We start from the raw sequence: 24,685 nt of genomic DNA, 5'->3' as shown, positions 1-24,685 counted from the left end.
ATTAGGTGCTGTGCTGGTAGCTTGCGGTGGCGCACAGGCGCGACCACCCTCGCTCCAAGCGAGCGTTGTGCTCACTCCTGCGAACAGGCGCTGCGTCGCCTGGCATCCCAACCGCCATAGGGTGGGCGCATATGCGTCAACCGTCCAGATTGCCCTCGCCGTACTGATACTTCCTGAGCGCGATGCCCTCATCAGCGCGCTGACGCTCAGCGGCGCTCAAGCTGTCCAGTTGTGCAGACAGCCATAGCGCGAATGAGCGAACCTTGTCGTCTGGATCTGTCAGCCATGCGGCAAGCTCGTCGCGCTTGCGTTCATACGCCTCCGCCAAGCCGTATTCGCCCCAAACGCCGCCCGTTGTCTCCAGAGCAGCAGCCAGTTCTCGCCACGCTCGCGAGTTCTCAGGCACAACCCTCACGATCGCCTTGCAGACATCCAGGATGGGCGCGTTCCCGCCGTAGGTACGAAGTACTGCCAGCGCGAACTCGAGGTCCTGCTCATCCCCGCTCGCGACGAACCTGAGCAGCGGTGCCTGAAGCTGATGCTCGAAGTTCGGGAAGGCGCCCTTCAGCAGCCTGCCTCCACCTCGATACGGGAACATCACGCGAGCCTCTTCATCCTTGAAGCTTTCACGCACCATTGTCAGGAGCTCTTTTGGATGTTGCGAAAGGAGCTTCTGCAAACCGTGCAGGCTATAGGGGATGGCTTCGAACTTGTCCTCCAGCGCGCTGCGACCCTGAGCACGACGGTCAGCACGTTCTTGGGTCTCGGCTTCGAGGCGCTTGGACAAGAAGCTCAGGATGGATTCGATGTCATGCTCACCGATGGCACGCAGCACCTCCTCGGTCTGGTAGTCCAGCTCAGGCAGAGAACTGAGACTGCTCAACACCTCGGCCCGTTCGTGAGGTTCCAATTTCACGGCCAGCGCCCTGAAGTCGCTGCCGAACCAGTAGCGGCGGGCCCAACGCGCGTCATGATGCAGCGCCAGTGCACGCAAGCCGTCCATGAACACCTGCTTGGCCGGCTCAGATCCATGGACGTACAAACTTGCGGCGACGCCCATTGACATGGCCAGCGTGTCTCGATCGTCTATCTCTGTGGCACGACGGACGATGGCGGCAAGCGTCTGCACACGATCACCGTTGTCCTTGAACATGGATTTGGCGATTGCGATCAGATGCTCTCCAGCAACGATCCAGCGTCGCTCCAAAGCTTCAACATCCGCCTTGCGCGAGCTCGAATGCAGCCCGATGAGCATGGGGATGAGGAACGGGCGCATACGCGCCTCATGGCCCTCGATCAATGCCATCACCAGATCAGGCTTGCGCTGGGCAAGCAACTCCAGGAAGTCGTAGAACACCGGGAAGGTCGCGAGATCGTCCGACTCCGTCTTGGCGAACTCGAGAATCCGCTCATGCCATTCGGCTTGATTCTCATCGTTGATCGACTGCACGTACGCTCGAGCTGCCTCCTGACGCTTGGTGTTCGAGTGGTCCCATTCCTCATCGTGGGAGCGCAGCTTTTCCCAGTCGCCGAAGATTCCGTCGAAGCCGACCAATTTCTTGTAAATCTGATACTGGGCGTGCCCCGCCACTGCATCACGGACTCTCAGAGCGGCGGCTTCCACGTCGGCAGAAGGAGCATGGTGGAAGTCCCAATAGGCGTCATGCTCGATGGTCTGGACGACGGGCAAAGGTTCTGTCGGTACGAGGTCGCACATGAACTCCAGGACCACGCGAGCGTCTCGCTCGAACATTCGGTTGCTCTCAGCGCTCTGGGAAACGCGCTCTCTATGGGTGGCAGAACCGAGCGCGTTGAGAATCGACTTCCTGTACGCCACATCCGCCTTCAGCGGATACATGCGCTTCAACAACTCGATCGCCGACAGTCGCATCTCGGCAACGCCGCCCTCGCTGGGCACTGAACCGCGGGAAAGGGTCAACGTGTTGTATGTCCAGGTCTGCCCCTCCATCGCAGACGACAACACCGTATTCAACACACGGCGGACCGCTGCGGCGTTATCGCGCAACTGGTCGTCGTCCAGACTACCCAGCCGAGCCACGATTTCCAGTTGCGGCTGTGCGCCAAGGCTATTGAAGTGATGAAGGTTGAACTTTGCGAAGTCCTCCAGTGCGCCCTCGGCCTTCTGGCGAACTTCGGCGTCAGCTGAGCGCGACAACTCGAGCAGGAAGTCCACGACTTCCGGAATGTGGGCATACCGGATCGTGTTCGGAACTTCGATCGCCTCGCGGATCAGATGGCCCGCCGATCGGTAGCGGTACTCCTGCTCCTCGATGGGCTGGCCCTCGTGCAGAAGTACTCGCGTGGCGACTGACCGGACGAAGCCCGAAACGATCGGCACCACGGCGCCGTGGAACCGGGGCGCCAGAACCGCCAGGGTCTTGAGCGCGTCCTGAAGCCGATCAAACTCTGCGTCACCCGCGAGCACGTTCTCTACGCTGCGCAGTTCCTCGCTGAGACGTTTCTCTACCGCCGGCGACGGGTTGTCGATCAACTTGGCCAGGGTGGCCCGGCGCAGATCAGAATCCATGGTCAAGCGCCTTCAACAGAAGTTCTTGGACGATTGCGTCCAACGAGGCCAATTTGGCCGTTTCCCGGTTCGTCGGCACCCAGTGGCTGCCGGTGTCGGTCAACGCGCCTGATACCTCTAGGGCCTTGGCTTCAACTTCAACAACGGCCCTGCGGATGCCGAGAGTTTCCAGGCGAGAGAGCAGGACCTCCTTGCCAGGCGTCTTCCAGGTCTCAATGACGCCGAGCAGGATGCGATCAAGGTTCACGAACTCCTTGCTTCGCAGCTGATCTAGCGGTACGGCAGGCTGGACTGCCGGCGCAGCAGCGCGAATCGGCACTACCGCGGTTTTGACGTCGATCTCGACATCGAGCTTTTCCAGGTCGTCCCAGACCTCCACACCAGAGTCGGTGAGGGTCGCGGCGAGTCGCTTGTCTTTGGTCACAACGCAATGACGACCTGGCCTATCGGTGTTGGCCAGCACAGCTTCCAAGATCCAAGCGTCAGGCAGATCCTTGCGACGGTTCTCACGCTTTTCCCGCGGGTTGAAGGGGGGCTTCGTACCGAAATAGCGCTGCCAAGCCTTCTCTGCATGCTCGCCAGTGTGAGGAAGCACCTCGATCTTGTGTTCAGCCAGGTATTTGGCCAACGCGATAACTGACTGACGATCCGCATCTTCTCGCGTGGGCACGATGAGCTCTACCTTCGGCAGTCCGGCGAGCAACATGCCCAGTTGACCCTTGCTCAACTCGTTCAGCCGGGTCACCGCCGCCCCGATGTGCTGATCAAAATCGTCGAGAAGCTGCGTGCGGCGCTCCTCCAACGCGATCTGCGGGAGATACAGTCTCGCCACACCCTGCTGTGCCCGGCGAAGCATGCGGACGAAATTCGGGTGTCCAAACGGGGTGTCGTGGAGATAGTTGGTGTCGAAATAGACGTGGAACAGGTCCATGGGCAGCGCAGGCAAGAACGCGTGTGAATGTCCTGACCGGAATGATAGGAGGGCCGCAGGCTGATGCTGCTTGAAAGTTCACCGGTTCAATCTGAGGCTCTGTTTCTGTTGCAGTTTAGGTGCTTCAACTACCGGTGTTTGCGGTAGCGGACGCTCGGATCTTCGACCTTGAATGACCCAGTTCAGCCTGCTGCAGTCGTCCGTTGGCGATCGGCGGCTCCACCTTGTTCGCATGGCCTCGGCTCAACAAGCCAGCACTGGGCCCCGCACGCTAGCTCACAGCAGTCCTGTTGTGGCCCGCGGGCGGCTGTGGCAGGTGCCAGTAAGGCGACTCGAAGGTCACTTCCACCGCGGGGCAGTCACCCTTGGGGTACAACTGCAGGCTGCGAACCTGACGTCCCTGTGCAGCGAAGATTCGACGGAGCTCTGCTTCGTCGGGCAGCTTGAAGCCGGGTTGGGTGTCCAGCATGATCCGGGCCGCTTCGCGGTGGCCGGCGAGCGCCGCCCAGTCCACCGTGGTTGCCGGCAGCAGCAGTTCGGCGCTCTCCAGATGCGGCCAGTGCCTGAGGGCGCCAAAGGAGTCGAACGGGCCTGCTACGTCGAGCATGAAGACCCAGCGCAGCGCTCTCAGGCCTTCGACCCCCTGCAGCATCGTGAGCTTGGGGCACTTGAACACCTCCAGCACCTCCAGCCGATCCGAGCTACGGAGGGCGGAGATGTCGCTCAGGCTTCGACAGTTCACCAGACTCAAGGTGTTCAACTGGCGCCAGGCTTCGATGCCGGCAAGATTGGCAAGGGGCGCACCGCGCAAATGCAGGGACTGGAGCTGGCTGCATGCTGCCAGCAAGTTCAGGCTCTTGAGCTTTCGCGGCCGGTAGAGCCGCAGGCGCTGCAGGCCCGGGTTCTGCAGTAGTTGCGGTGACAGGGTTTCGGCATCGAGGCAGGAGAAGGTCTTCAGCTTGGTAAGTTGGCGGTAGTCGCCATGCACCGGCGGCGCGCTGGGCAGCCAGATCTCCTCCAATTCACTCAGCAGCGGGAGATCGGCAAGCGAGATTTCGTCCGACGGGCTCCGCAGCTTCTTGATCTGGTGGGCATGCGGAGCCAGCGCCTTGAGGCTTGGGACGCCGCGCCCGGGGCTGACGCAGTCGACAGCATGTTCGACCAGGGCCGCCTCGGTCGCTGCGGTCCAGCGGAACATCGTGAGGTCGAGGTGCCCATCGAACGGGTCGACCGTCAGGCAATAGTCGTCATTGCGTGCCAGCAGGTCGGGTGCCGGCCAGCGCCAGTGGCTGAACACGCAGTCATGCGTCTCGCCCAGCGCCTGCATCGCCGCCACCCACTCGGACAGCGCCGCCTCTTCCGTGATCAGCGGTGCCGAACGGCCTCCAACAACCCAGGTTTCGTGCTCCAGGTAGCGGCTGCTCCGGGGAGCGAGGTGGCCCGTGGCGGGCTTGGCTTCGACGTGGTGCCCCAACTGGTTCAGCACCGCCGCAATCTGCTCGGCATTGCGCTGCTCGTTGGTGGCGAAGCCAAATTGCACGGACTGCGGCTGCGCCGCCTGGCGGTGCGCCCGCAGGATGCGCAGCTGGGTTTCAATCACGCCCGGCCCCTTGGCCAAGCTGCGAGCGCGTCGCTCGTCAGTGAGAAAAACTGCCATGGGCCGCACGCCTCCTGAACTGGTCTTGTTCGCCGCATGCTACTGGCCATTAAGGGGGGCGCATCCCGAATAACTCAGTTCAGCCTGAAGCCAACGCCTCGCGCCGGGTGGCAGGTCTGCAGCGATCTGCTACGGTCGCGTGACGCATCAGCGGACCACTCGACCGGTCCGGATGCGAACGCCGGGCCCAACGGCTGGCTCCGCTGGCGAAGCTGTCAGCCAGACTGCTACAGGTCGTTCGACCGCTTCTGGAAGCAGCAATCACTGGCAGCGCCATAGTCGAACGACCGAGATCAGCCTCAAGCAGACACTGACTACCCACCTCCCCGACATCACCGCCGACAAGCCACTGCGATGGCTTGCCCAGCCGAAGGCTTCCTGGCCGGGCCTTCAAGGCGCAACGCTCAACCTCGGAACCTGGGAGCGCTGCCTCCGAAGCAGCAGCGCCGCCCTGCGGCGACGCATCAGCGCGTGAACGCAGGCCGCCAACGACGACGGCAAGATGGAACCCACAAAAAGCACGGGCGCTGGCACACGAAGTGGCAGCGCCCGCGGGGCGGTTGGGACCTGGCTACATCACGTAGGGAGGTCCCTCTCGGGCCAAGAGAATAAGGTCCAGGCGTTTGTTTCCTGCCTGATGGCAAAAGCCGCTCAGTCCTGCATGGCCTGCGCGACCAGCAAGGTGTCGGTGAACTGCTCGAAGCCGACGATCTTGCCGCTGGCCAGGCGCCACACGTGGGTGGCGCGCGCCTGCATCGACTTGCCGGTCTTGCGGTAGGTACCTGAATAGGTGCCAACGCCCACCACCTGCTCGCCGCCATCGATGAGTTTCTCCAGCTCGAAGCGGTAGCCCTCCCACGCGCTGCCGAGCACGGCGAACACCTGGGCGACGATCTGGTCGGGGCCGATCCAGGTGCCGGCGCAGGGGAAGCCGGCCATCTCGGTCCAGGCGACGTCGGGCGACACGTCGGCCATCATGCCGGCGATGTCCTGGCGGGCCGAAGCAGCACAGTGGTCGGCAACGATTTGCAGGTTCGTTCTCATGGACGCTCCGGGGTCAGAGGGCGCAGCCGTCGGCGTCGCAGGCGAAGCGGTGGCCGGCGGAAATGGCGGTTGGCGGCGTCTGCTCGCGCAGCCAGTCCTGGAACTCCTGCGGCCGGCCCAGATGGCGCGAGGCGTCCACGCGGGTCATCACACCGCCGATGTCCAGCACGAAGCTGGGGAAGCCTTGCGCGCCGACCTGGGCCATCAGGCTGCGGGTGGCTTCGAAATGGGCTTGCACCGCGGCGCCGGTTTGCCGGTCCAGCGCGTCGGCGAATGGGGCGGGCGGCAGGCCGATGGCACCGGCCACGTCGATCAGCACCGCGCGGTCCGCAATGCGGCGACCCTCGACATAGTGCGCCACCTGCAGCGCGGCGAGCAGGTCCAGCCCGCGGCCGGCCAGGGCCTCGGCGGCGAGGATGGCGGCGGTGGGTGGCTCGGAATCGAACACCGCCGTGGTATCGCGCAGCAGGCCGTTGGCATAGGCGTCGCCGAAGGGCTGGCCGCTCAACTGCGCGATCCTGGCGTCATGCGGCATCACGAAGCCACGCAGCTGCGGCGTCACGGCCTGGCGGCGCGCGCCGGTCATCATGCCGCCACCGTGTGCCTTCACATCGACGACGTCGCGGGCCGCTTTCACCAGGGGCGCGGCGCCGTAGCACCAGCCGCACAGCGGGTCGTAGACGTAATGCAGGATGGCGGTCATGGGGCTCACCACTGCATCTCGCCCTTGTTGACCTTGGCGCCGATGTCCAGCGCCAAGCCCATGCCGGCCTGCGGGTAGGCCTTCTTCATGGCCTCGATCAGCTCGGCCGCGGTCTTGGCCTTGGCGGCTTCCGCATCGAAGCGCAGCAGGTAGTCGCGGGTGTAGCGGATCGCGCTGGCGTCCAGGGCGGTACCGGCGGCCATGTGGCCGGGCACGACGGTGGCGGGCTTCAGCGCCTCCATTTCGTCCAGTTGCGCGAGCCAGGCCTTGCGCTCGCTGGGCTTTTGCGTGTCGGCCGTCCACACATGCAGATTGCCGAAGATGGCGATGTTGCCGGCAACGGTCTTGATGGACGGAATCCACACATAAGGCCGATGCGCCAGCTCGCCCGTGGTGCCGCGCACTTCGAGGGTCTCACCGTCGACGCTCAAGGTCGTGCCTTGCAGCAGCTCAGGCACGATGGGTTTCTGCGGCGCGTTGGCACCCATCTTGGGCGACCAGAAGGCCAGCTTGCCGGCCAGCTTGGCCTGGATCTTGTCGCGCACGGCCGGGGTGGTCAGCACCTGGGCCTGCGGAAAATAGGCCTTCAGCACTTCGGCGCCGAAGTAGAAATCCGGGTCGGCGTTGCTGATGAAGATTGTCTTGAGCGTCTTGCCGCTGTCCAGCACATTGGCGGCCACGCGCAACGCGTCGGCGCGGGTGAAGCCGCTGTCGATCACCATCGCCTCGGTCTTGCCGCTGACCACCACGGCGTTGACGTTGAAGCTGTTGCCATCGGCGTTGTAGACCTTCACGGTCAGCGGCGCGGCAGTTTGAGCAGCGGCACCTGTGGCTGCGGCGGCAACGACACCCAGGGTCAAGGCGGGCAGGAAGAAACGGGTGAGTCCGCGGGAAAGGCTGCGGGGCTGGAACATGGTGGGATCTCCGTGGGTGGAAGCAAGGAACGGAATGGACTTTAGTTTTTTGCGATATGGTTGATAAAGCCCATATCAATTGATTGTTTGTTGCCTGGATCGACGCAATGGATCGTTTGACCGCCGCGCGCGTGTTCGTGGAAGTGGCCGACCGCGGCAGCCTGACCCAGACGGCAGAGCATCTGGAGATGTCGGCGGCCATGGTCAGCCGCTACCTCTCGGCCGCCGAGGATTGGCTGGGCGCCCGCCTGCTGCACAGGACCACGCGCAAGGTCAGCCTGACCGATGCCGGGGCCGCCGCCCTGCCCTCCTGCCGGCAATTGCTGGAGTTGGCGGACGAGGCCACGCACATCGCCGCCGAGCGCGGCCGTGAGCCGGCGGGGGTGCTGCGCGTGACCAGTTCCAGCTCCTTTGCCGAGGCCGAGCTCACCGCCGCCCTGGTCGACTTTCAGCGCCTGCACGCGCAGGTGGAGATCGTGCTGTCGGTGAGCGACAAGGCCAGCGACCTGGTGGGGGAGCGGGTCGACCTGGCGGTGCGCATCACCAACACGCTGGACCCGGCGATGATCACGCGGCCGCTGGCGCTGTGCCGTTCGATGCTGTGCGCCTCACCTGCCTATCTGGCGCAGCACGGCCAGCCGCACAGCGCAGAAGACCTGCGCCAGCATCGCTGCATCGCCCATGCCTTCGGCATCGGCAAGCAGTACCGCTTCACCCGAGGCAACGAGACGATCACGGTGCCGGTCAACTGGAGTTTTCACACCAACGAGACGGCGGTGCTGCGGCGGGCCGTGCTCAGCGGTGCCGGCATCGGCATGCTGCCGACCTACTACCTGGGCGATGAGCTGCGCACCGGTCGCCTGGTGCACCTGCTGCCGGACCACGAGCCCGGCGTGCTCGGCATCCATGCCATCTATCTGTCGCGCCAGCACCAGCCGCTGGCCCTGCGCCTGCTGGTGGACTTCCTGGCAGCGCGCTTTGCCGGTGAGCGAGCGCCCTGGGACCTGGCGATTGAGGAATCTCAAAAGCCGGCTTGAGCGCAAGGATGGCGGCCCCGCGGCAGGTTCAAATCTTGATGAAGTTCGTTGCCGACAGGGCGCCGAAGGGCAGCTGTGACAAACGGCCGCCTGCTGCCAGCGAGCCGAGGTCCACAGGGAAGTAGCCGATCGCTTCCAGCACCTTGCGCACGGCAAGCTTGGCCTCCATGTCGTCGCCGGCATAGAACTGCACGCGCTGGCCGCCGGACACTTCGGGCTGCGCCAGCACGTTCACGTCCAGATGATTCAGCGCCTTGACGACGCGGGCGCCGGGCACGTGTTCCTGGAAGACTTCGCTCGACGAGCGGCCGCCTAGGTCGATGGCCTTGATGCCATAGGCGGCCAGCGGATTGCTCGGGTCCTTGGCGTCGGGCGAGTTCGGATCGAGGAACTCCACGGGGTTGGTGCCGTCGATGACGATGCGCTTGTTCCAGGCAGGCAGACCCGTCAACGCGGTGCCCAGGTCGGTCCAGCGCACGGCGACGAGCACGATGTCGGCCGAGGCAGCTTCTGCCACTGTGCCGGCCGTGATGCTGGCGCCGAGTTCCGCCACCAGCGGGGCCAGTGAGGCCGGTCCGCGGCGGTTGGCGATGGTGGCTGCGATGCCCTTTTTCGCCAAGGCCCGAGCCACGTTGCTGCCAAGGCCGCCGGAACCGATGATGCCGATGTTCATGATGTTGTCCTTCGTTGGTTGACTTCTGCTTCGCCGCGGGTCGCGAAGCCGTGATGCGATGGCAGAAGCATAGAAAAGCCATCTTTGATTGACTAGGCGGCATAATCGGATTGAACTCATCCAGAAATGCAATGAATTCGACCGCGCTTGACTTGAACGATGTCGCCGTCTTCGTGCAAGTGGTGCGCAGCGGCAGCTTTGCCGAGACCGCGCGGCGCCTGGGCATACCGCCCAATACCCTGAGCCGCCGGGTGCAGCAACTCGAAGCGCGGCTGGGCACGCGGTTGATGCAGCGGTCCACCCGCAAGCTGTCGCTGACGAACGCCGGTCAGGACTTCTACGACCGGTGCGCCAGCGCCGTGGAAACCCTGGGTGATGCGGGCCAGGCACTGATGTCTGGCAACGAGGTGCCCAGCGGGCTGGTGCGGGTCGCGGCGCCGGCCGAGTTCTTCGATTTCTTTCCAATGGAATGCCTGGCGGATTTCCTCGCCAAGCACCCACTGGTGCGCGTGGACTTCGTCCTCAGCGACGCGCGGGCCGACCTGATTGCAGACCGCATCGACGTCGCCATCCGGGGCGGGGTGCTGGAAGACTCGGGGCTCTTCGCGCGCCAGGTGTTGGACGCCGGGCTGGACGGCCTGGTGGCCAGCCCGGCCTACCTCTCAGCCAGGGGCGCACCCGCCACCTTGCAGGACTTGGCCAAGCACGACTGCCTTGTCTTCGCGCACCCGAGCGGGCGTGCGACCTGGCGGCTCTCAGCGCGCGATGGCGCCGACACCGAGGTGCAAGTGGCCGGCCGGTTCAGCGGCAACACATCGCAGGCCTTGCGCAAGGCGGCATTGGCCGGCCTGGGCATTGCGCTGCTGCCGGCGGCGATCACGCGCCGTGAACTGAGCGCCGGCAGCCTGTTGCCGGTGCTGCCGCAGTTCCATCGGAGGGGACACGGCGTGCACCTGGTCTATGCCAGTCGCCGCCACTTGCCTTCGGCCGTCTCCGCGTTCATCGAGCTGGTGGCCGACAAGTTCGGTGAGCTGTCGGACACGGCCGCAAAGCCTTAAAAAAGCACGGGCGCTGGCTCACATGGAGGCAGCGCCCGCGGGTCGGTTGGGACCTGGCTACATCACGTAGGGAGATCCCTCTCGGACCAAGAGAATGAAGACATATCACCTCCTTTCGCAGCTTGCTGAAGCCCACAGGGTACCCCAACGCAGGGTTGCAGGCATGGCCGAAATCAATGCGGCCTGTGAGGTTTGCCGCGTGCAAACCCGTCTTTTGCAGAATGCACGGTCCACCCTACATTTCGCCAGGTGTTTCATCTGATCTGCGCAAACTGCTGCGCGCGTACCCGCCCATGGACGACACCGACCGCCAGCTGATTGCACTGCTGCGCGACAACGCCCGCCTGCCGGTCGTGGCCCTGGCCAAGAAGCTGCGCGTGGCGCGGGCCACCGTGCAGAACCGCATCGCCAGGCTGGAGGCCGACGGCACCATCGTCGGCTACACCGTGCGGCTGCGGCCCGAAGCCGAGGCGCACCGCATCCGCGCCATCATGAGCATCGAGATCGAAGGCCACCACGCCGAAGAAGTGCGACGCCAGCTGCGTGGCCACCCCAACGTGATCGCCCTGCACACCACCAATGGCCGCTGGGACCTGATGGCCGAGTTGCGCACCGACACGCTGGAGATGTTCGACAGCGTGCTCAACGCCATCCGCTCCATCGAGGGCATCTCCAGCACCGAGACCAGCATCCTGCTGTCCACGCACAAGCTCTGAAGCGCTTCGGCGCATGCTTGTTTTCCACGAGATGGATCGGTTATCGCGCCCCGGTTCGCGTCATCTTCAAGGCGGGCAGGCCGCTCGCTAGAGTCTCCTCGACCGACCACCCCGCAGTCATCGATCCGGCTGGCGCGGTGGAAAGTCCAACCACAAAGGAGACACAGATGGAGAAGACAACGATGCTGCGCCGGCGCGCCGCAAGCTGGTGGGCCCTGACGACGGCATTCGCGGCGGCCTTGCCGCTGTCTGCCACCGCCGCCCCGCCGATTGCCAACCTGCCGGCCGTGCCGGCGCTGATGCAGTGCTCGCTGCCGGCCTTCCAGGCTCTGAACCTCAGCGGCGTGGCCGACGACGGCGGCCAGGTCAGCTTCAGCAGCGCGACGCTGGTGGACGTGTCGTCCAGCAACCCGGCCGCGTACTGCGCGGTGCGCGGCGTCATCAGCCCGGGCGCCAGCTCCATCGTGATGAACCTGCCGATGGCAACCTGGACCCAACGCTACGTGCAGAACGGCTGCGGCGGCGAATGCGGCAACGACAACCTCGGCGCCCCCACGCAATCCAGCGGCTGCGTGCCGGTGGTCAAGGGCCAACTGGTGACGGCCACCACCAACATGGGCCACACCAGCGCGCAAGGCTCTGCCTGGATCGTCAACAACCCCTGGGCCGCGATCGACTTCGCCTACCGCGGCGTGCACGTCACCGCACAGGTGGCCAAGGCGGTCATCCAGCAGTTCTACGGCCAGCCGGCCACCTACTCGTACTTCGACGGCTGCTCCGACGGCGGCCGCGAGGCACTGATGTCCGCACAAAGGTACCCCAATGACTTCAACGGCATCACCGCAGGCGCGCCGGCCAACAACATGGACGTGCAGAACACGTACCACCATGCCAACCGGCTGCTGACCAACCAGAGCACGCCAGGCACCATCCCGCTGCCCGCGCGCAACACCTACCTGCTGCTGCGTGGCAACCTGCCGTACATCCACGCCAAGGTGGTGGCCGCCTGCGACGCGCTCGATGGTGTCAGCGACGGCATCATCGACGATCCGCGGGCCTGCAAGTTCGACACCAACACCCTCGTCTGCGCCAACAACGGCAATGAATCCGGCTGCCTGACCCAGGCCCAGGCCGACGCTGCCTTCCGCATCCACGACGGCGCGAAATCCGTCGCCGGCCACCGGCTGGAACCGGAAATCGCCAGCGAATGGGGCTCCGAGCTGGACTGGACGCTCTACATGCCCGACGCGCAGGGCGGCACCGCCTCCTCGGAGAACTTCGTCACCAGCTGGCTGTACAAGACCTACCTCAATGAGCCGTACTTGGACGAAGCCACGTCGACCCCGCGCACCATCAACGACCTGACATGGAAAGTGCCGGCCTACCGCAAGACGGTCAAGTCCTCGCAGCTGTACTCGGCCACCAACCCGAACCTCACGCCCTTCGCCGCAGCCGGCGGCAAGCTGATGCTGTGGCACGGCTGGGCCGACCAGCACATCTCTCCGCAGGGCACGCTGCAGTACTGGGAGACCATGACCAGCACCACCGCCAACAGCGACGACTTCGCCCGCTTCTACCTGTTCCCCGGCATGGGCCACTGCGGCAGCGGCCTGGGCCCGAACACCTTCGACGTGCTCACGCCGATGATGTCCTGGGTCGAGACCGGCACCGCGCCCTATGCACTGGTGGCCAACAACGCGACGACCGGCGTGTCCCGCCCGGTGTATCCGTACCCGACCGTGGCGCGCTACGTCGGCAGCGGCAGCACCAACGACGCGGCCAACTTCAAGCCCTTCACGCCGAAGAAGAAGTCCGGTGTGAAGGTCACCAACGCTGGCGACTACCTCTATTCGGCCGACTTCCCGCAGGTGCATTGCACCGCGCTGGGCACGCAGATCGCCTGCGACACCGGCGATTGAGTCAGTAACAACGCGAGGGGCCCGGCCTCTCGGTTCAAGGCTGCGGCAGCCGACTCAGCGTGCCGAGACCGCAGCCACCACCACGAGCACGCCCAACGCGAGGTTCAGCGCCACCAGCTGGCGGATGCGGTTCAGCACCTGCGCCGCAGCCGGCCAGGCCGAGGCATCGCAGAACGCCCGCAGCCTGGGGAGCAGTAGCAGGTACAGGTAGGCGAACACCGCGGCCATCACCAGGCCCAGCGTGAACATGGCATGCCAGCCCGGCGGCGCGGCGCGAAAGCCCACCGGCAGCAGCATGGCCAGCCCCGAGCCCAGCAACAGCAGCACGGCCACCGCCATGAAAGGCAGGAAACGCGAGAAGGTTGCCACCCACAGCGGCAGCCGCCGTGGTGGCTCCAGCACCTCGGCGGCCGCCGGGCGCAGGCAGAAGTAGGCGAAGAACATGCCGCCCATCCAGGCCATGGCCGCCAGCAAATGCAGCAGGAGCAGTGATTGGTGAAGCATGGTGGTCTCTTCGCAGGCGTTGGACAGGAGCCGCATTGTTGCCGGCCCGCGGCTGGCAAGATGGCGCCATGTTTTCCCACCACTTCACCGGCGTGCAGGACTTCGAGCGCGCGCTCGCCTTCTACCAGTCCCTGCTGGCCTCGCTCGGGCTGCAGCAACGCTTCGTCGACCCCTCACGCCCCTGGGCCGGCTGGCAAGTCCCCGGCCAAGCCCGCCCGCTGTTCGTCATTGCCGCACCGCACGACGGCACCCATGCCCCCGGCAACGGCCAGATGGTGGCCTTCCTCGCGCCCAGCCGCGAGGCGGTGCGCCAGGCGCATGCCATTGGCCTGGCGAATGGCGGCACTTGCGAAGGCGAGCCGGGCCTGCGGCCGCACTATCACCCGGACTACTACGGCGCGTATTTGCGTGATCCGGAGGGCAACAAGATCGGGTTGGCATGCCATGCCCCGGAGGCCGAAGCCGGCAGCTGAAGCCATGCCGCCAGGCAGGGGGTGGCTTCATCGGAGGCAGCTGGCGCCTGGCGTTTGGCGAGCAGCGGCGGCTTCAGTCCCCCACGGCCAGCAGGCTGCGGGCTTGCTCCCGGGCCTCTTCTAGCGACCATCTGCGGCCTTCCTGCCAGGCACGGTCGAAGGCGTCGTCGTCCTGGAGGGCGTGTCGCGCGACCTCGCGCAGGCGCTGCAGCCGCGCGGGGCGCATCGAGAACAGGGCCCGCTCTTCCCGGTGGCGCTGCACGCAGCCCCACACGCCCGCTGCAGCGACAGCGTGGCCGGGCACCTCCAGCGCGCCCGCAAACACGTCCAGCCATTCCAGCAACTCGTTGTACTGCCCGCGCGGCAGCCCATCGAAGGCCTGGCGCAATTCCGCCCTCGCGGCGGGCAGGTCCCCGAGGTCCTGCGCGACTTTCGCCAGCTGCATCCGCGCATACGCAGCACCGCCACGATCGCCGAACGCGATGAAACCCTGCAGGCTCTCCTGCAACGCGGCCCGCGAAGCATCGAGGTCCTTGAGTTCCTGCATCAGCAGCGACCACATCGTCAGCGTGGCCGCGGTATTCCACGGCCCGATGCTGCGAGCGACCGCCAGGCACTGCGACAGCCACGTTCTTGCCGTGGGCAGGTCACCGGACGACAAGGACGATTGCGCCAGCACGGCCAGCGCAAACGAGATGGTCCGCAGGTCACCGAACTCGCGCGCGATCGACAAGGCCTCCTCGGCCATGGCCCGTGCCGCCACCAGCTCGCTGCTGTAGGCCAGCACTTCCGCCAGGTTGGCGAGCGAGGCCGCGAGCCGCTGGCGGTCGCCCAGTTGCTGCCACAGGTCGGCCGCCTCCCGCAGCCTGGCCTCCGCCGCGGCCTGGTCGCCGTTGAAGGCCACCAGCGCGCCGGCCCCGTGCAGTGCCATCGCGCGGGCCGGGCCGCGTTCGTCGGCCGGCGCCAGCGCCAGCAGGCGCTCCAGCCACCCCACGCCCTCGCCATAGTTGCCGCGCGTCTGCCAGAACGTGACGAGAAGGCTCGCGAGCCGCAGGCCCTGCACGGCACGGGCGGGCTCGCCTTCGCACCAGGCCAGGGCCGCGCGCAGGTTGTCCTGCTCGGCATCCAGCTGCGGCAGCGTCTGCTGCAAGACCGCGTCGAGCGAACCGTCCAGCGCACCGGCCAGGCCGATCAGGTACTGGACATGGCGGTCGCGCACCGCCACTTCCTCGCCGCTTTCGCGCAGCCGGTCCTGCGCGTAGTGGCGCACCGTCTCCAGCATCTTGAACCGGGGGTCGCCATCGCTCGCCTGGGTCGCCTGGGTGATGACGAGGTTCTTGTCGACCAGCGCGGCCAGCAGGTCCAGCAGGTCGCCGGGCGCCACGCCTTCGCCGCTGGCGATCTGCTCGGCCGCCGCCAGCGTCCAGCCGCCGGCAAAGACCGACGCGCGGCGCAGCACGGCTTTCTCGGGCTCGCTCAGCAGTTCGTGGCTCCAGTCGATCAGCGAGCGCAGCGTGCGATGCCGCGGCAGCGCCGTGCGTGAACCTTCGGTCAGCACACGGAAACGGTCGTCGAGGCGCTGGCTCAAGGCCTCCAGCGACATCACGCGCACGCGCGGCGCAGCGAGCTCGATCGCGAGCGCGATGCCGTCGAGGCGGCGGCAGATGGCCGCCAGCGCAGGCGCGTCGGCGGCAGTGGCCTCGAAGTCGGGCCGCTGCAGCCTGGCGCGGTCGACCAGCAGGCGCACGGCCTCGCTGGCCAGCAGGCCGTCGCTGGCGTCATCGGCTGGAATCGACAGCGACGGCACCCGGTAGTTCAGCTCGCCCTCGATGCCCAGCCGTTCGCGGCTGGTGACCAGCAGCGCGAGCCGGGCGCACTGGCGCAGCAGCCGGTCGGCCAGCTGCGCGCAGGCATCGAGCAGGTGCTCCGCGTTGTCCAGCACCAGCAGCACGCAGCGCGACGCCAGCCAGCCGATCAGCGTGTCGGCAATCTCCTGACCCGGTGGCGCCTGGATGGCCAGGGCCTTGGCCACGGCCCAGGGCACCAGCTTCGGGTCACCGAGCGGCGCCAGGTCGACCAGCCAGACCCCATCGGGATGCTGCTCCAGCATGGCGCCGGCCACCACCAGCGCCAGCCGCGTCTTGCCGCACCCGCCTGCGCCAGTCAAGGTCAGCAGCCGCGTGCTTTCCAGCCAGCGCCGGATGTCGGCGATTTCGCGCTCGCGGCCGATGAAGCTCGTCAACGCGTGCGGCAGGTTGTGCGGCGTGGCCGGCGCGGACAGTGCCTCGACCGGCGCCGCGGCCAGCGTGAACCGGTAGCCCTGCCCGCTGACGGTGGCGATGGCCGGCACCCCCAGCACCCTGCGCAGCGCCGAAACATGCGCCTGCAGCGCGTTCTCTTCGACCACCACCTGGCCCCAGACCCGCCGCAGCAGTTCGGTCTTGGTCACCAGGTGCCCGGCGCGTTCCACCAGCACGGTCAGCACGTCGAACGCCAGCGGGCGCAGCGCCACGGCGGCCCCGGCGCTCAGCAGCCGCCGCTCGTCGAGCTGAAGCTCGAAGCGGCCAAAGCGATAACGAACCGGTGCAGCCGAAGCAGGCATCGTTGCAAGCTCCTGGGGAAGGTGGGTGCACCGAGTCTAAATCTCTGAAACCCGGCGCATCAGGAAAGCTTCAGGATAGCTTCAGCTCCGGTCCGCCACGCGGCAAAACAATCCCGACGTCCTCCCAGCTCGGAGCAGCGACGTCATGCCTCAGGTCCAAACCCGTTTCCGTGAGATCGAGTCGATGGCGCCGTTCCGGCGCTCGCCCGATGTGCACCGGCCGCACGAGGCCGCCGTCACCGGCAAGGTGCCCGAATGGCTGCAGGGCGACCTGCTGCGCACCTGCCCGGCCGTGTTTGCGCAAGGTGACTGGCAGGCCCGCCACTGGTTCGACGGGCTGGGCCAGGTCTACGCTTTCCGCATCGGCAGCGGCGCCGTGAGCTTCCAGTCGCGCCTGCTGGACAGCGAGGCCGCGCGCGAGGTGGCGGCCGGACGGGCGCAGCGCTCCTCGTTTGGCACACCCACCGGCCGCACGCCCTGGCAGCGCCTGCTGCAGCCTGTGCAGCGCAGCACCGACAACACCAATGTCAACATCGTGCAGATGGGCGACGAGCTGGTCGCGATGACCGAAGGCGCGCAGCAGCTGCGCATCGACGCGGCCACCCTGCGCTCGCTGGGCGTGCGGCCCTACGGGCAGGACGGCTTGGACGGCAACCTGATGAGCGCACACCCGCACCGCGACTTCGCGCGGCGCCAGGTCGTGAACCTGGCGACCAACTTCGGCAGCAGCGGTGGGGTCGTCTCGCTCTACGAACATGGCGACGGCGAGCACACGCGCCGGGTCGTCGGGTCCTGGCGGACCGAGCGCGTGCCCTACCTGCATTCCTTCGGCCTCACGCCCTCGCGCGCGGTGCTGCTGGCCCACCCCTTCTCGGTCAAGCCGCTGGCCATGCTGTGGTCCAACCGCGGCTACATCGACCACTTCGAGTGGCGCCCGCAGGACGGCACGCGGCTGGTGGTGATGGACCGCGCGACCGGTGCCACGACCGAATACGAAACCGACGCGATGTTCGTCTTCCACACCGTCAACGCCTTCGAGCGTGGCAGCGAGACGGTGCTGGACGTGCTGGCCTATCCGGACGCCGCGATCATGGAAGACCTGCGCGTAGCCCGCATGGTCGAGCGGCTGCCGGACCTGCGGCCCTCGCTGGTGCGCATCACGATGCGGCCGGGCCAGCCACGCGCCGAGCTGCAGACGCTGAGCGAAGCCGGCTTCGAGTTCCCCTGCATCCACTACCACCGGCACAGCGGCAGCGACTACCGCTTCGCCTGGGGCGCGGCCGATGGCCCCGCGACAAATGACGGCAGCGGCGGCTATGCCTCGTCCATCGTCAAGGTGGACCTGCACAGCGGCATGGGCCGCAGCTTCAGCGATGGCGAACGCATCTACGGCGAGCCGGTGTTCGTCGCCCGGCCCGGCGGCACCGACGAGGACGACGGCGTGCTGCTCTCGGTGGGCTGCAGCCAGCAGCAGCGCAGCTCGGCGCTGGCCATCCTGGACGCCCGCACGATGGCGCTGCTGGCCTCGGTGGAGGTGCCTGCGGCCATCCCGCTGGGCTTCCACGGCTCCTTCGTCCACGCACAGGGGGCCAACACATGAGCGCCGCGAACACCGGGGCTGCGCGCGGGCCCGGCCTGCGCCCACCGCTGCCGACCCAGCACGGGTCTGCGGGCAGGCGGCTGGCCGGCGCGATCGCGTTGGTCGTGGCCGCCGCCGTGGCCTACCTCTGCCTGTGGCCAGTGCCGGCCGAGCCGGTGGCTTGGGTGGCGCCCACGCCACCTGGCTACGTGGGGCCACATGCCGCGAACACGCGGCTGGCCGGGTTGCACACCATCGCCATCGGCACCGAGTACGGCCCCGAGCACATCGCGTTCGGGCCGGACGGCAAGCTCTACGCCGCGATGACCAGCGGCACGCTGCTGCGCATGGACGCCGATGGCGGCCAGCGCGAGGTGCTGGCCCGCACGGGCGGGCGGGTGCTGGGCTTCGACTTCGACCGCCAGGGCCGGCTGCTGGCCGCCGATGCGATGCGCGGGCTGCTCGCCATCGGCACGGACGGCAAGGTGGAAGTGCTGGCCGACCACGTGGGCCCGGACGACCCGATCCGCTATGCCAACTCGGTGGTGGTGGCACCGGACGGCACGGTGTATTTCACCGATGCCTCGGGCCGCTTCGCGCCGTCGCAATGGGGCGGCACCTACGAGGCCAGCGTGCTGGACATCCTGGAGCAGGCCGCCACCGGCCGCGTGCTGGCCTACGACCCGGTGGCACGCAGCACGCACGTGGTCGCCCGGGGCTTCTCGTTTGCCAACGGCCTGGCACTCTCGGCGGACGGGCAGTCGCTGTTCGTCGCCGAGACCGGCCGCTACCGGGTCTGGAAGCTGGACCTGGCCGCGCGCGACCTGGACGTGCAACAAGGCACGCCGCAGGCCCGCGTGCTGCTGGACAACCTGCCCGGCTACCCGGACAACCTGATGCGCGGCCGCGAAGGTCGCATCTGGGTGGGCCTGTTCAAGCCGCGCAACCCGGCGGCCGACAGCCTCGCGCAACACCCCTTCCTGCGCAAGCTGCTGCTGCGGCTGCCGCGCGCCTGGCTGCCGCTGGGCCAGCCCTATGGCCACGTCTTTGCCATCACCGAAGACGGCCGCGTCGTCGAGGACCTGCAAGACCCGACCGGTGCCTACCCGCAAACCACAGGCGCCACCGAGACCGCCCAGCGTCTCTACATCCACAGCCTGCATGCACCGGCCATCGGCTGGCTCGCGCGCTGAGCCTGTTTCTCAACCCCCAACAAGGAGCCCTTGACATGACGCATTTCAACCGCCTCCATCGCTTGTTGCGCCTGATGGCGCTGCTCGCCCTCCCGCTGCTGGCGGTCGCCCCCGCCTCGGCACAGCAAACCCAACCCACCCAGGAGAAAGCCAAAGTGAAAAACATCGTCCTCGTTCATGGTGCCTGGGCCGACGGCTCGGGCTGGCAAGGTGTGCATGAGATCCTGCGTGCCAAGGGCTACGCCGTCAGCATCGTGCAGAACCCGCTGACCTCGCTGGCGGCCGACGTGGCGGCCGTGCACCGCGTGATGGCGCGGCAGAACGGCCCGGCCCTGCTGGTGGGCCACTCCTACGGCGGCGTGGTGATCACCGAAGCCGGCAACGTGCCGAACGTGGCGGGTCTGGTCTACGTGTCGGCCTTCGTTCCGGACGCGGGCGAATCGGTCACCTCACTGCTCGACGGTGGTGCCGCGCCACCGGTGCAGCCGTCAGAAGATGGCTACCTGTTCTTCGACGCCAACATCTTCCCGCAGGCCTTCGCGCAGGACCTGCCACCGGCGCAGGCCGCCTTCCTCGCTGCCGCGCAGATCCCGCCGGCCGCAGCGGCCTTCGAGGCCAGGATCACCCAGCCGGCCTGGCGCACGCACAGCAGCTGGTACGTGCTGTCCACCGAGGACCGCATCATCCCGCCGGCCGCGCAACGCAAGATGGCCGGCCGCGCGAATGCGGCCGTCAAGGAGGTGCGCGGCAGCCACGCCGCGTATGTCTCGCAGCCCGTGGCGGTGGCCGAGGCCATCGACGAGGCCGCACGCGCCCTGGTCCGCTGAGCGCAGCGCGCACGACAGGAGCCCGACATGAGACGACACGGCAGCCCTTCTGAAAGACGGCGCGGCTTCGGTGTGCATGCGCTGGTGTTCGTGCTGGGCATGGCCCTGCTGGCCGGCATCAACCTGCTCTGGACGGGCCCGCCGTACTGGGTGCTGTGGGTGCTGCCGGGCTGGGGCATCGGCCTGGTGGCCCATGGGTGGGCCGTGCTGGGTGCAGGGGCTCGCAACGAGTTTGGAAGCGCCAGACGCTAGGAGGACCAGCATGTTCAACGAAGCCTATGAGCCGCAATGCCGGGCCACCAAGGCCCATTGCACCGACGCCCGCCAGCTGCGCCGCCGCCGGCTCACCCTGCTGGCCCTGGCACTGGGCACCTTCTGCATCGGCACGTCCGAGTTCGCCAGCATGGGCATCCTGCAGCTGTTCGCCGCCAGCCTGGGGCTGGACCTCGCCAGCGCCACCCACGCCATCGAGGCCTATGCCTTCGGCGTGGTGCTGGGCGGCCCGGCCATCACCATCCTGGCCGCCAAGCTCAACCGCAAGCATCTGCTGCTGGCCCTGATGGCGATCTTCATCGTCGGCAACCTGCTATCAGCGCTGGCCACCGGCCTGGGCAGCTTCGCGCTGGCCCGCTTCGTGAGCGGCATTCCGCAGGGCGCGTACTTCGGTGCCGGCGCCGTGGTCGCGTCCTACATCGTCGGCCCTGGCCAGGGCGGCCGGGCGTTTGCCATGGTGATGACCGGACTCACCGTGGCCACCATCTTCGGCTCGCCGCTGGCAACGCTGCTGGGCCAGACACTGGGCTGGCGAAATGCCTACCTGGCGGTGTCGGCGCTGGGCGTGCTGTCCTTCCTGGCGCTGTGGCTGCTGGTGCCACGCTCCAGCGCGCTGGATGGCGGGCCGGTGCTGCAGGAACTGCGGGCCCTGAACCGCCCGGCCGTGTGGGCCATGGTGGCCGTGGCCGCGCTGGGCGTGGCCAGCATCTTCGCGGTCTACACCTTCATCGGCCCCTTCGTGACGGATGGCGCCGGGCTGGACGCGTCCTGGATCCCCATCGCGCTGGGCCTGTTCGGCGTCGGCATGACGGCAGGCAACGTCTTCGGCGGCTGGCTGTCGGACCGCCACCCTTCGCAGGGTTTGACGGCGGGCTTCGGCAGCGCGCTCATCGCGCTGGCGCTGCTGGCCGTGGGCGGTCAGAACCCCTGGGTGCTGATGGCCGGCATGCTCGCCGTGGGCGCCACGATGATGGTCGCCATCCCCACCATCCAGATCCGCCTCACCCAGGCCGCGCCCGACGCCCCAACGCTGATGGGCGCGATGAACCTCGCCGCCCTGAACGTGGCCAACGCCATCGGCGCCTGGGCCGGCGGCCAGACCATCGCCCAAGGCCACGGCCTGCTGTCCGCCGTCTGGGCCGGCTTCGCGCTGACGCTGGCGGGGTTGCTGCTGTTTTTGCTGGTGGCGCGCAAGCCCTCCGACGGCCAGCCGGCGCGCGCGCTTTATCCGCTGTAGGCGGCCACCCTCACGCGAGATGATACGTCCGCGGTCCCAGGCCGGCCCCTGTCCAGCATTGCCGCGCAGCACGACGGTACCCATGCGCCAAGCAAAGGCCAGAAGGTGGCCTGCCTCGCGCTCGGCTGCAGGGTCAGGTACCGCGGCCGCGGACCCATTCGGCCATGTCTTGACGGTCGAACTCCAGGAGGTGCTGCACGATGTCTTGCCCCTCAGCGTCGAGGGCCTTGACGTCGGCCCCATTGGCCAGGAACCAATCGAACAAGTCCTTGTATTCCAGCGACGCGACCTCGAACAGCGCCGGCGTGCCGAACTTATTCTTGGTGTCGAGATCAGCGCCTCGGGCGTGAAGCCACACCACACCGTCCAGAGCGTTCTCCACGGCCAAAAAGTGAAGCACGGTCTCGCCGATGCCATCGGTGTGGTGCAGCAAGGCCGGCTGCATGTCCAGAAGATGGGCCGCAGCGTCGAAGTCGCCCGCGTAGAGCGCATCACGCAACGCGTACCAGGATTGTGGTGTGTCACTCATGGTGCGGCATGTTCGATACAAGAAGCGGCCTGCGTCTCGGCAGAAGCAATCGCCGTGACGGGAAGATCATTCATGTGTTTCAAAGTTGCGCCAAAGCTTCAGCGGCGACGCGGTCGACCTCCTCTGTGTGCTCCGAATCGGTTGGGCACTGGACGATCCGGCGCAGTTCGCCCTCGAGAGCTTCGGCAAGTGGCTTGGAGCGGGCGACGACCGCCGAGATAACGTAGTACTTCCAGACATCATCCTGGGTCTGGAGAATCTGCCCAACATGCGGAGCCAAGTCAGCGCCGATGCGCTCAAAAAATGGCGCGAGCACTTGAGCGACGGGCCAGTTGATGTCTTGCAGCCACATCAACAGTTGCATGGCCATCGGCTTCACCGAAGGCCAGCCAAGCCTGACTGCTGCCTCAGCCGCAAACAGGTCGGACTTGTGGCGCGGCAATGGATTTTCCAGATCCAGATTGGCAAAGTTTGAACTGGCCGACAACGTGACGCGTCCCATGGAACAGTTAGCAGCATTCCGGATGACCTCAAGTGCGCCTATGAAGACCAGGTGCCACTGCGATGATTCCGCGGCCTCGGCCAACGGATGCCAGAAGAATTCAAAAAGGTGCCCGCCATCATCCGCGGCCTCGTGGGTCCACGAGTCCGGAAGAGACAGTAGCGATGCGCACTCAATGAACTCCCAGACCTGCCCCTGAAATCCCGACTGCCATGTGCCCAGACTCCGCACCGTTTCGGCAGCGGCGATCCCCGACTCCTCCGCCAGTTCGCGAAGCGCCGCCGCTTGTACCGACTCACCTGGCTCGATGGTTCCTTTGACCAGTTGAAAGCCGGCGAGCGGATGTCGAAACGCGAGAACCTTGAGGGCTTCTCCTGCAGGTCGAAAGACGACGGGACAGACCTTGTTTGGGATCACTCGGGCCGCCTAAGTTTTGAATTCATCGGGGCCCAGCGGCGCCCCGATGGAGTGAGGAGTTGCCAGCCCTGCCACCTTCGTCCACGCCGGAAGGCGGCTCAGCGCGCCGAGACCGCCGCCACCACAACCAGCATGCCCAGGCTGAGGTTCAGCGCCACCAGCTGGCGGATGCGGCTCAGCACCTGCGCCGCAGCCGGCCAGGCCGAGGCATCGCAGAACGCCCGCAGCCTGGGGAACAGCAGCAGGTACAGGTAGGCAAACACCGCGGCCATCACCAGGCCCAGCGTGAACATGGCATGCCAGCCCGGCGGCGCGGCGCGAAAGCCCACCGGCAGCAGCATCGCCAACCCGGAGCCCAGCAACAGCAGCACGGCCACCGCCATGAAAGACAGGAAACGCGAGAAGGTCGCCACCCACAGCGGCAGTCGGCGGGGCGGCTCCAGCACCTCGGCGGCCGCCGGGCGCAGGCAGAAGTAGGCGAAGAACATGCCGCCCATCCAGGCCATGGCCGCCAGCAAATGCAGCAGAAGCAGTGATTGATGAAGCATGGCGGCGGTCTCTTCGCAAGCGTTGGCAGGAGCCGCATTGTTGCCGGCCCGCGGCTGGCAAGATGGCGCCATGTTTTCCCACCACTTCACAGGCGTGCAGGACTTCGAGCGCGCCCTGGCCTTCTACCGGCCGCTGCTGGCCTCGCTGGGCCTGCAGCAGCGCTTCGTCGATCCCTCGCGCCCCTGGGCTGGCTGGCAGGTGCCCGGCCAGCCCCGCCCGCTGTTCGTGATTGCCGCGCCACACGACGGCACCCATGCCCCCGGCAACGGCCAGATGGTGGCCTTCCTCGCGCCCAGCACCGAGGCGGTGCGCCAAGCGCATGCCATCGGCCTGGCGAGCGGCGGCACCTGCGAAGGCGAACCGGGCCTGCGGCCGCACTACCACCCGGATTACTACGGCGCCTATTTGCGCGACCCGGAAGGCAACAAGATCGGGGTGGCGTGCCATGAGACGGAAGCTTCTTAGTCGGCCCTGCAAAATCCATTTCAAGCGCAGCGACAGCAGTCATTTGATTCCTTGAGCCGCAGCGGTCACTTTGCGGACGGGGCATCGAAGCCAGAACGCGGGTGACGCAGCAGGTTGGCCATGGCCGCCGCATACAGCGCCAGCGCGGTCAGGGCCAACAGAAGGCCGCCGAGGCCCAGCCGGGCAATGGCCCGCAGCAGCCAGCGGATGTTGAAGCCCGCCGCGCACAGCACCGCATGCAGCGCGTCGCCCTCCGCACCCTTGAGCCAGCACCGGTCCATGCGGTGGTCGGCCTTGGTGTGGCCGATCAGCGGCTCGATGGCCTGGCGCCGCTT

Annotated in this window: 24 protein-coding genes; 11 read left to right on the top strand and 13 right to left on the bottom strand. The window is 66.9% G+C overall.

Annotation, left to right across the window (positions count from 1 at the left end; all coding sequences use genetic code 11):
- Positions 1 to 136 precede the first annotated feature (136 nt).
- The 6 genes from LRH25_RS08215 to LRH25_RS08190 form a co-directional block, all read right to left on the bottom strand.
- Positions 137 to 2,548 (bottom strand): hypothetical protein, encoded by a 2,412-nt coding sequence (locus tag LRH25_RS08215; RefSeq protein ID WP_141287797.1) that lies wholly within the window; start codon positions 2,546 to 2,548, stop codon positions 137 to 139.
- Positions 2,538 to 3,479 (bottom strand): PIN domain-containing protein, encoded by a 942-nt coding sequence (locus LRH25_RS08210; protein WP_141287796.1) that lies wholly within the window; start codon positions 3,477 to 3,479, stop codon positions 2,538 to 2,540. The genes LRH25_RS08215 and LRH25_RS08210 overlap by 11 nt, the downstream gene beginning before the upstream one ends.
- A 271-nt stretch (positions 3,480 to 3,750) precedes the next feature.
- Positions 3,751 to 5,136: a leucine-rich repeat domain-containing protein gene (locus LRH25_RS08205; protein ID WP_231010813.1), complete on the bottom strand. Its 1,386-nt coding sequence runs from the start codon at positions 5,134 to 5,136 to the stop codon at positions 3,751 to 3,753.
- Positions 5,137 to 5,787: 651 nt separating this feature from the next.
- A complete protein-coding gene (locus LRH25_RS08200; RefSeq protein ID WP_141287793.1) occupies positions 5,788 to 6,180 on the bottom strand; it encodes a nuclear transport factor 2 family protein in 393 nt (130 codons plus the stop codon).
- A gap of 13 nt (positions 6,181 to 6,193) precedes the next feature.
- Positions 6,194 to 6,883, bottom strand: a complete 690-nt coding sequence (locus LRH25_RS08195) for a DsbA family protein (protein ID WP_231010811.1) — start codon at positions 6,881 to 6,883, stop codon at positions 6,194 to 6,196.
- A 5-nt stretch (positions 6,884 to 6,888) separates the two neighbouring features.
- On the bottom strand, positions 6,889 to 7,797 hold the full coding sequence (locus LRH25_RS08190; RefSeq protein WP_141288081.1) for an MBL fold metallo-hydrolase: 909 nt from the start codon (positions 7,795 to 7,797) through the stop codon (positions 6,889 to 6,891).
- A gap of 107 nt (positions 7,798 to 7,904) precedes the next feature.
- On the opposite strand from LRH25_RS08190, the gene LRH25_RS08185 reads away from it, so the two are divergent.
- Positions 7,905 to 8,834: a LysR family transcriptional regulator gene (locus LRH25_RS08185; RefSeq protein ID WP_141288080.1), complete on the top strand. Its 930-nt coding sequence runs from the start codon at positions 7,905 to 7,907 to the stop codon at positions 8,832 to 8,834.
- 28 nt (positions 8,835 to 8,862) lie between these two features.
- Here LRH25_RS08185 and LRH25_RS08180 read toward each other — a convergent pair whose 3' ends face one another.
- Positions 8,863 to 9,507 (bottom strand): NADPH-dependent F420 reductase, encoded by a 645-nt coding sequence (locus LRH25_RS08180; RefSeq protein ID WP_141288079.1) that lies wholly within the window; start codon positions 9,505 to 9,507, stop codon positions 8,863 to 8,865.
- Between the two features lie 131 nt (positions 9,508 to 9,638).
- Between LRH25_RS08180 and LRH25_RS08175 the strand changes: the two genes are divergently transcribed.
- From LRH25_RS08175 to LRH25_RS08165, 3 genes are all read left to right on the top strand, one after another.
- Positions 9,639 to 10,565: a LysR family transcriptional regulator gene (locus LRH25_RS08175; protein WP_141288078.1), complete on the top strand. Its 927-nt coding sequence runs from the start codon at positions 9,639 to 9,641 to the stop codon at positions 10,563 to 10,565.
- A gap of 293 nt (positions 10,566 to 10,858) precedes the next feature.
- A complete protein-coding gene (locus LRH25_RS08170) occupies positions 10,859 to 11,281 on the top strand; it encodes an Lrp/AsnC family transcriptional regulator (protein ID WP_141288077.1) in 423 nt (140 codons plus the stop codon).
- A gap of 167 nt (positions 11,282 to 11,448) precedes the next feature.
- The gene (locus tag LRH25_RS08165) at positions 11,449 to 13,200 is read left to right on the top strand and encodes a tannase/feruloyl esterase family alpha/beta hydrolase (protein WP_141288076.1); all 1,752 of its coding nucleotides are present in this window, start codon (positions 11,449 to 11,451) and stop codon (positions 13,198 to 13,200) included.
- A gap of 54 nt (positions 13,201 to 13,254) precedes the next feature.
- Here LRH25_RS08165 and LRH25_RS08160 read toward each other — a convergent pair whose 3' ends face one another.
- Positions 13,255 to 13,704: a CopD family protein gene (locus LRH25_RS08160; protein ID WP_141288075.1), complete on the bottom strand. Its 450-nt coding sequence runs from the start codon at positions 13,702 to 13,704 to the stop codon at positions 13,255 to 13,257.
- 68 nt (positions 13,705 to 13,772) lie between these two features.
- Here LRH25_RS08160 and LRH25_RS08155 point away from each other — a divergent pair, with 68 nt between their 5' ends.
- Entirely contained in the window at positions 13,773 to 14,177 is a 405-nt protein-coding gene (locus LRH25_RS08155; protein ID WP_141288074.1) for a VOC family protein, read from the top strand.
- Positions 14,178 to 14,250: 73 nt separating this feature from the next.
- Here LRH25_RS08155 and LRH25_RS08150 read toward each other — a convergent pair whose 3' ends face one another.
- Entirely contained in the window at positions 14,251 to 16,779 is a 2,529-nt protein-coding gene (locus LRH25_RS08150; RefSeq protein ID WP_231010801.1) for an ATP-binding protein, read from the bottom strand.
- Between the two features lie 145 nt (positions 16,780 to 16,924).
- On the opposite strand from LRH25_RS08150, the gene LRH25_RS08145 reads away from it, so the two are divergent.
- From LRH25_RS08145 to LRH25_RS08125, 5 genes are read left to right on the top strand one after another with little or no spacing between them, the layout of a single operon-like run.
- Positions 16,925 to 18,379, top strand: a complete 1,455-nt coding sequence (locus tag LRH25_RS08145) for a carotenoid oxygenase family protein (protein ID WP_231010792.1) — start codon at positions 16,925 to 16,927, stop codon at positions 18,377 to 18,379.
- Complete coding sequence (locus LRH25_RS08140) at positions 18,376 to 19,551, top strand: SMP-30/gluconolactonase/LRE family protein (protein WP_231010790.1); 1,176 nt, start codon at positions 18,376 to 18,378, stop codon at positions 19,549 to 19,551. The genes LRH25_RS08145 and LRH25_RS08140 overlap by 4 nt, the downstream gene beginning before the upstream one ends.
- A 35-nt stretch (positions 19,552 to 19,586) precedes the next feature.
- Entirely contained in the window at positions 19,587 to 20,378 is a 792-nt protein-coding gene (locus tag LRH25_RS08135; protein WP_141289348.1) for an alpha/beta hydrolase, read from the top strand.
- Positions 20,379 to 20,405: 27 nt separating this feature from the next.
- Positions 20,406 to 20,630, top strand: coding sequence for a 2TM domain-containing protein (locus LRH25_RS08130; protein ID WP_141289347.1), 225 nt, complete (start codon positions 20,406 to 20,408; stop codon positions 20,628 to 20,630).
- 10 nt (positions 20,631 to 20,640) lie between these two features.
- Positions 20,641 to 21,888 (top strand): MFS transporter, encoded by a 1,248-nt coding sequence (locus LRH25_RS08125; RefSeq protein ID WP_141289346.1) that lies wholly within the window; start codon positions 20,641 to 20,643, stop codon positions 21,886 to 21,888.
- A gap of 133 nt (positions 21,889 to 22,021) precedes the next feature.
- Here LRH25_RS08125 and LRH25_RS08120 read toward each other — a convergent pair whose 3' ends face one another.
- The 3 genes from LRH25_RS08120 to LRH25_RS08110 form a co-directional block, all read right to left on the bottom strand.
- The gene (locus LRH25_RS08120; protein ID WP_141289345.1) at positions 22,022 to 22,417 is read right to left on the bottom strand and encodes an ankyrin repeat domain-containing protein; all 396 of its coding nucleotides are present in this window, start codon (positions 22,415 to 22,417) and stop codon (positions 22,022 to 22,024) included.
- A gap of 79 nt (positions 22,418 to 22,496) precedes the next feature.
- Positions 22,497 to 23,336: a DUF5071 domain-containing protein gene (locus LRH25_RS33030; RefSeq protein ID WP_141289344.1), complete on the bottom strand. Its 840-nt coding sequence runs from the start codon at positions 23,334 to 23,336 to the stop codon at positions 22,497 to 22,499.
- A 98-nt stretch (positions 23,337 to 23,434) separates the two neighbouring features.
- Positions 23,435 to 23,884 (bottom strand): CopD family protein, encoded by a 450-nt coding sequence (locus LRH25_RS08110; RefSeq protein ID WP_141289343.1) that lies wholly within the window; start codon positions 23,882 to 23,884, stop codon positions 23,435 to 23,437.
- 70 nt (positions 23,885 to 23,954) lie between these two features.
- Here LRH25_RS08110 and LRH25_RS08105 point away from each other — a divergent pair, with 70 nt between their 5' ends.
- Entirely contained in the window at positions 23,955 to 24,350 is a 396-nt protein-coding gene (locus LRH25_RS08105; protein ID WP_141289342.1) for a VOC family protein, read from the top strand.
- 65 nt (positions 24,351 to 24,415) lie between these two features.
- Here LRH25_RS08105 and LRH25_RS08100 read toward each other — a convergent pair.
- A partial coding sequence (locus LRH25_RS08100; protein ID WP_510591023.1) for a transposase occupies positions 24,416 to 24,685 on the bottom strand: 270 nt, incomplete at its 5' end.

The organism is Ideonella azotifigens (assembly GCF_021043325.1).
Taxonomy (GTDB): domain Bacteria; phylum Pseudomonadota; class Gammaproteobacteria; order Burkholderiales; family Burkholderiaceae_C; genus Ideonella; species Ideonella azotifigens.
Note: the sequence above shows the minus strand (reverse complement) of the source record. Positions and strands in the feature narration are given on the sequence as shown.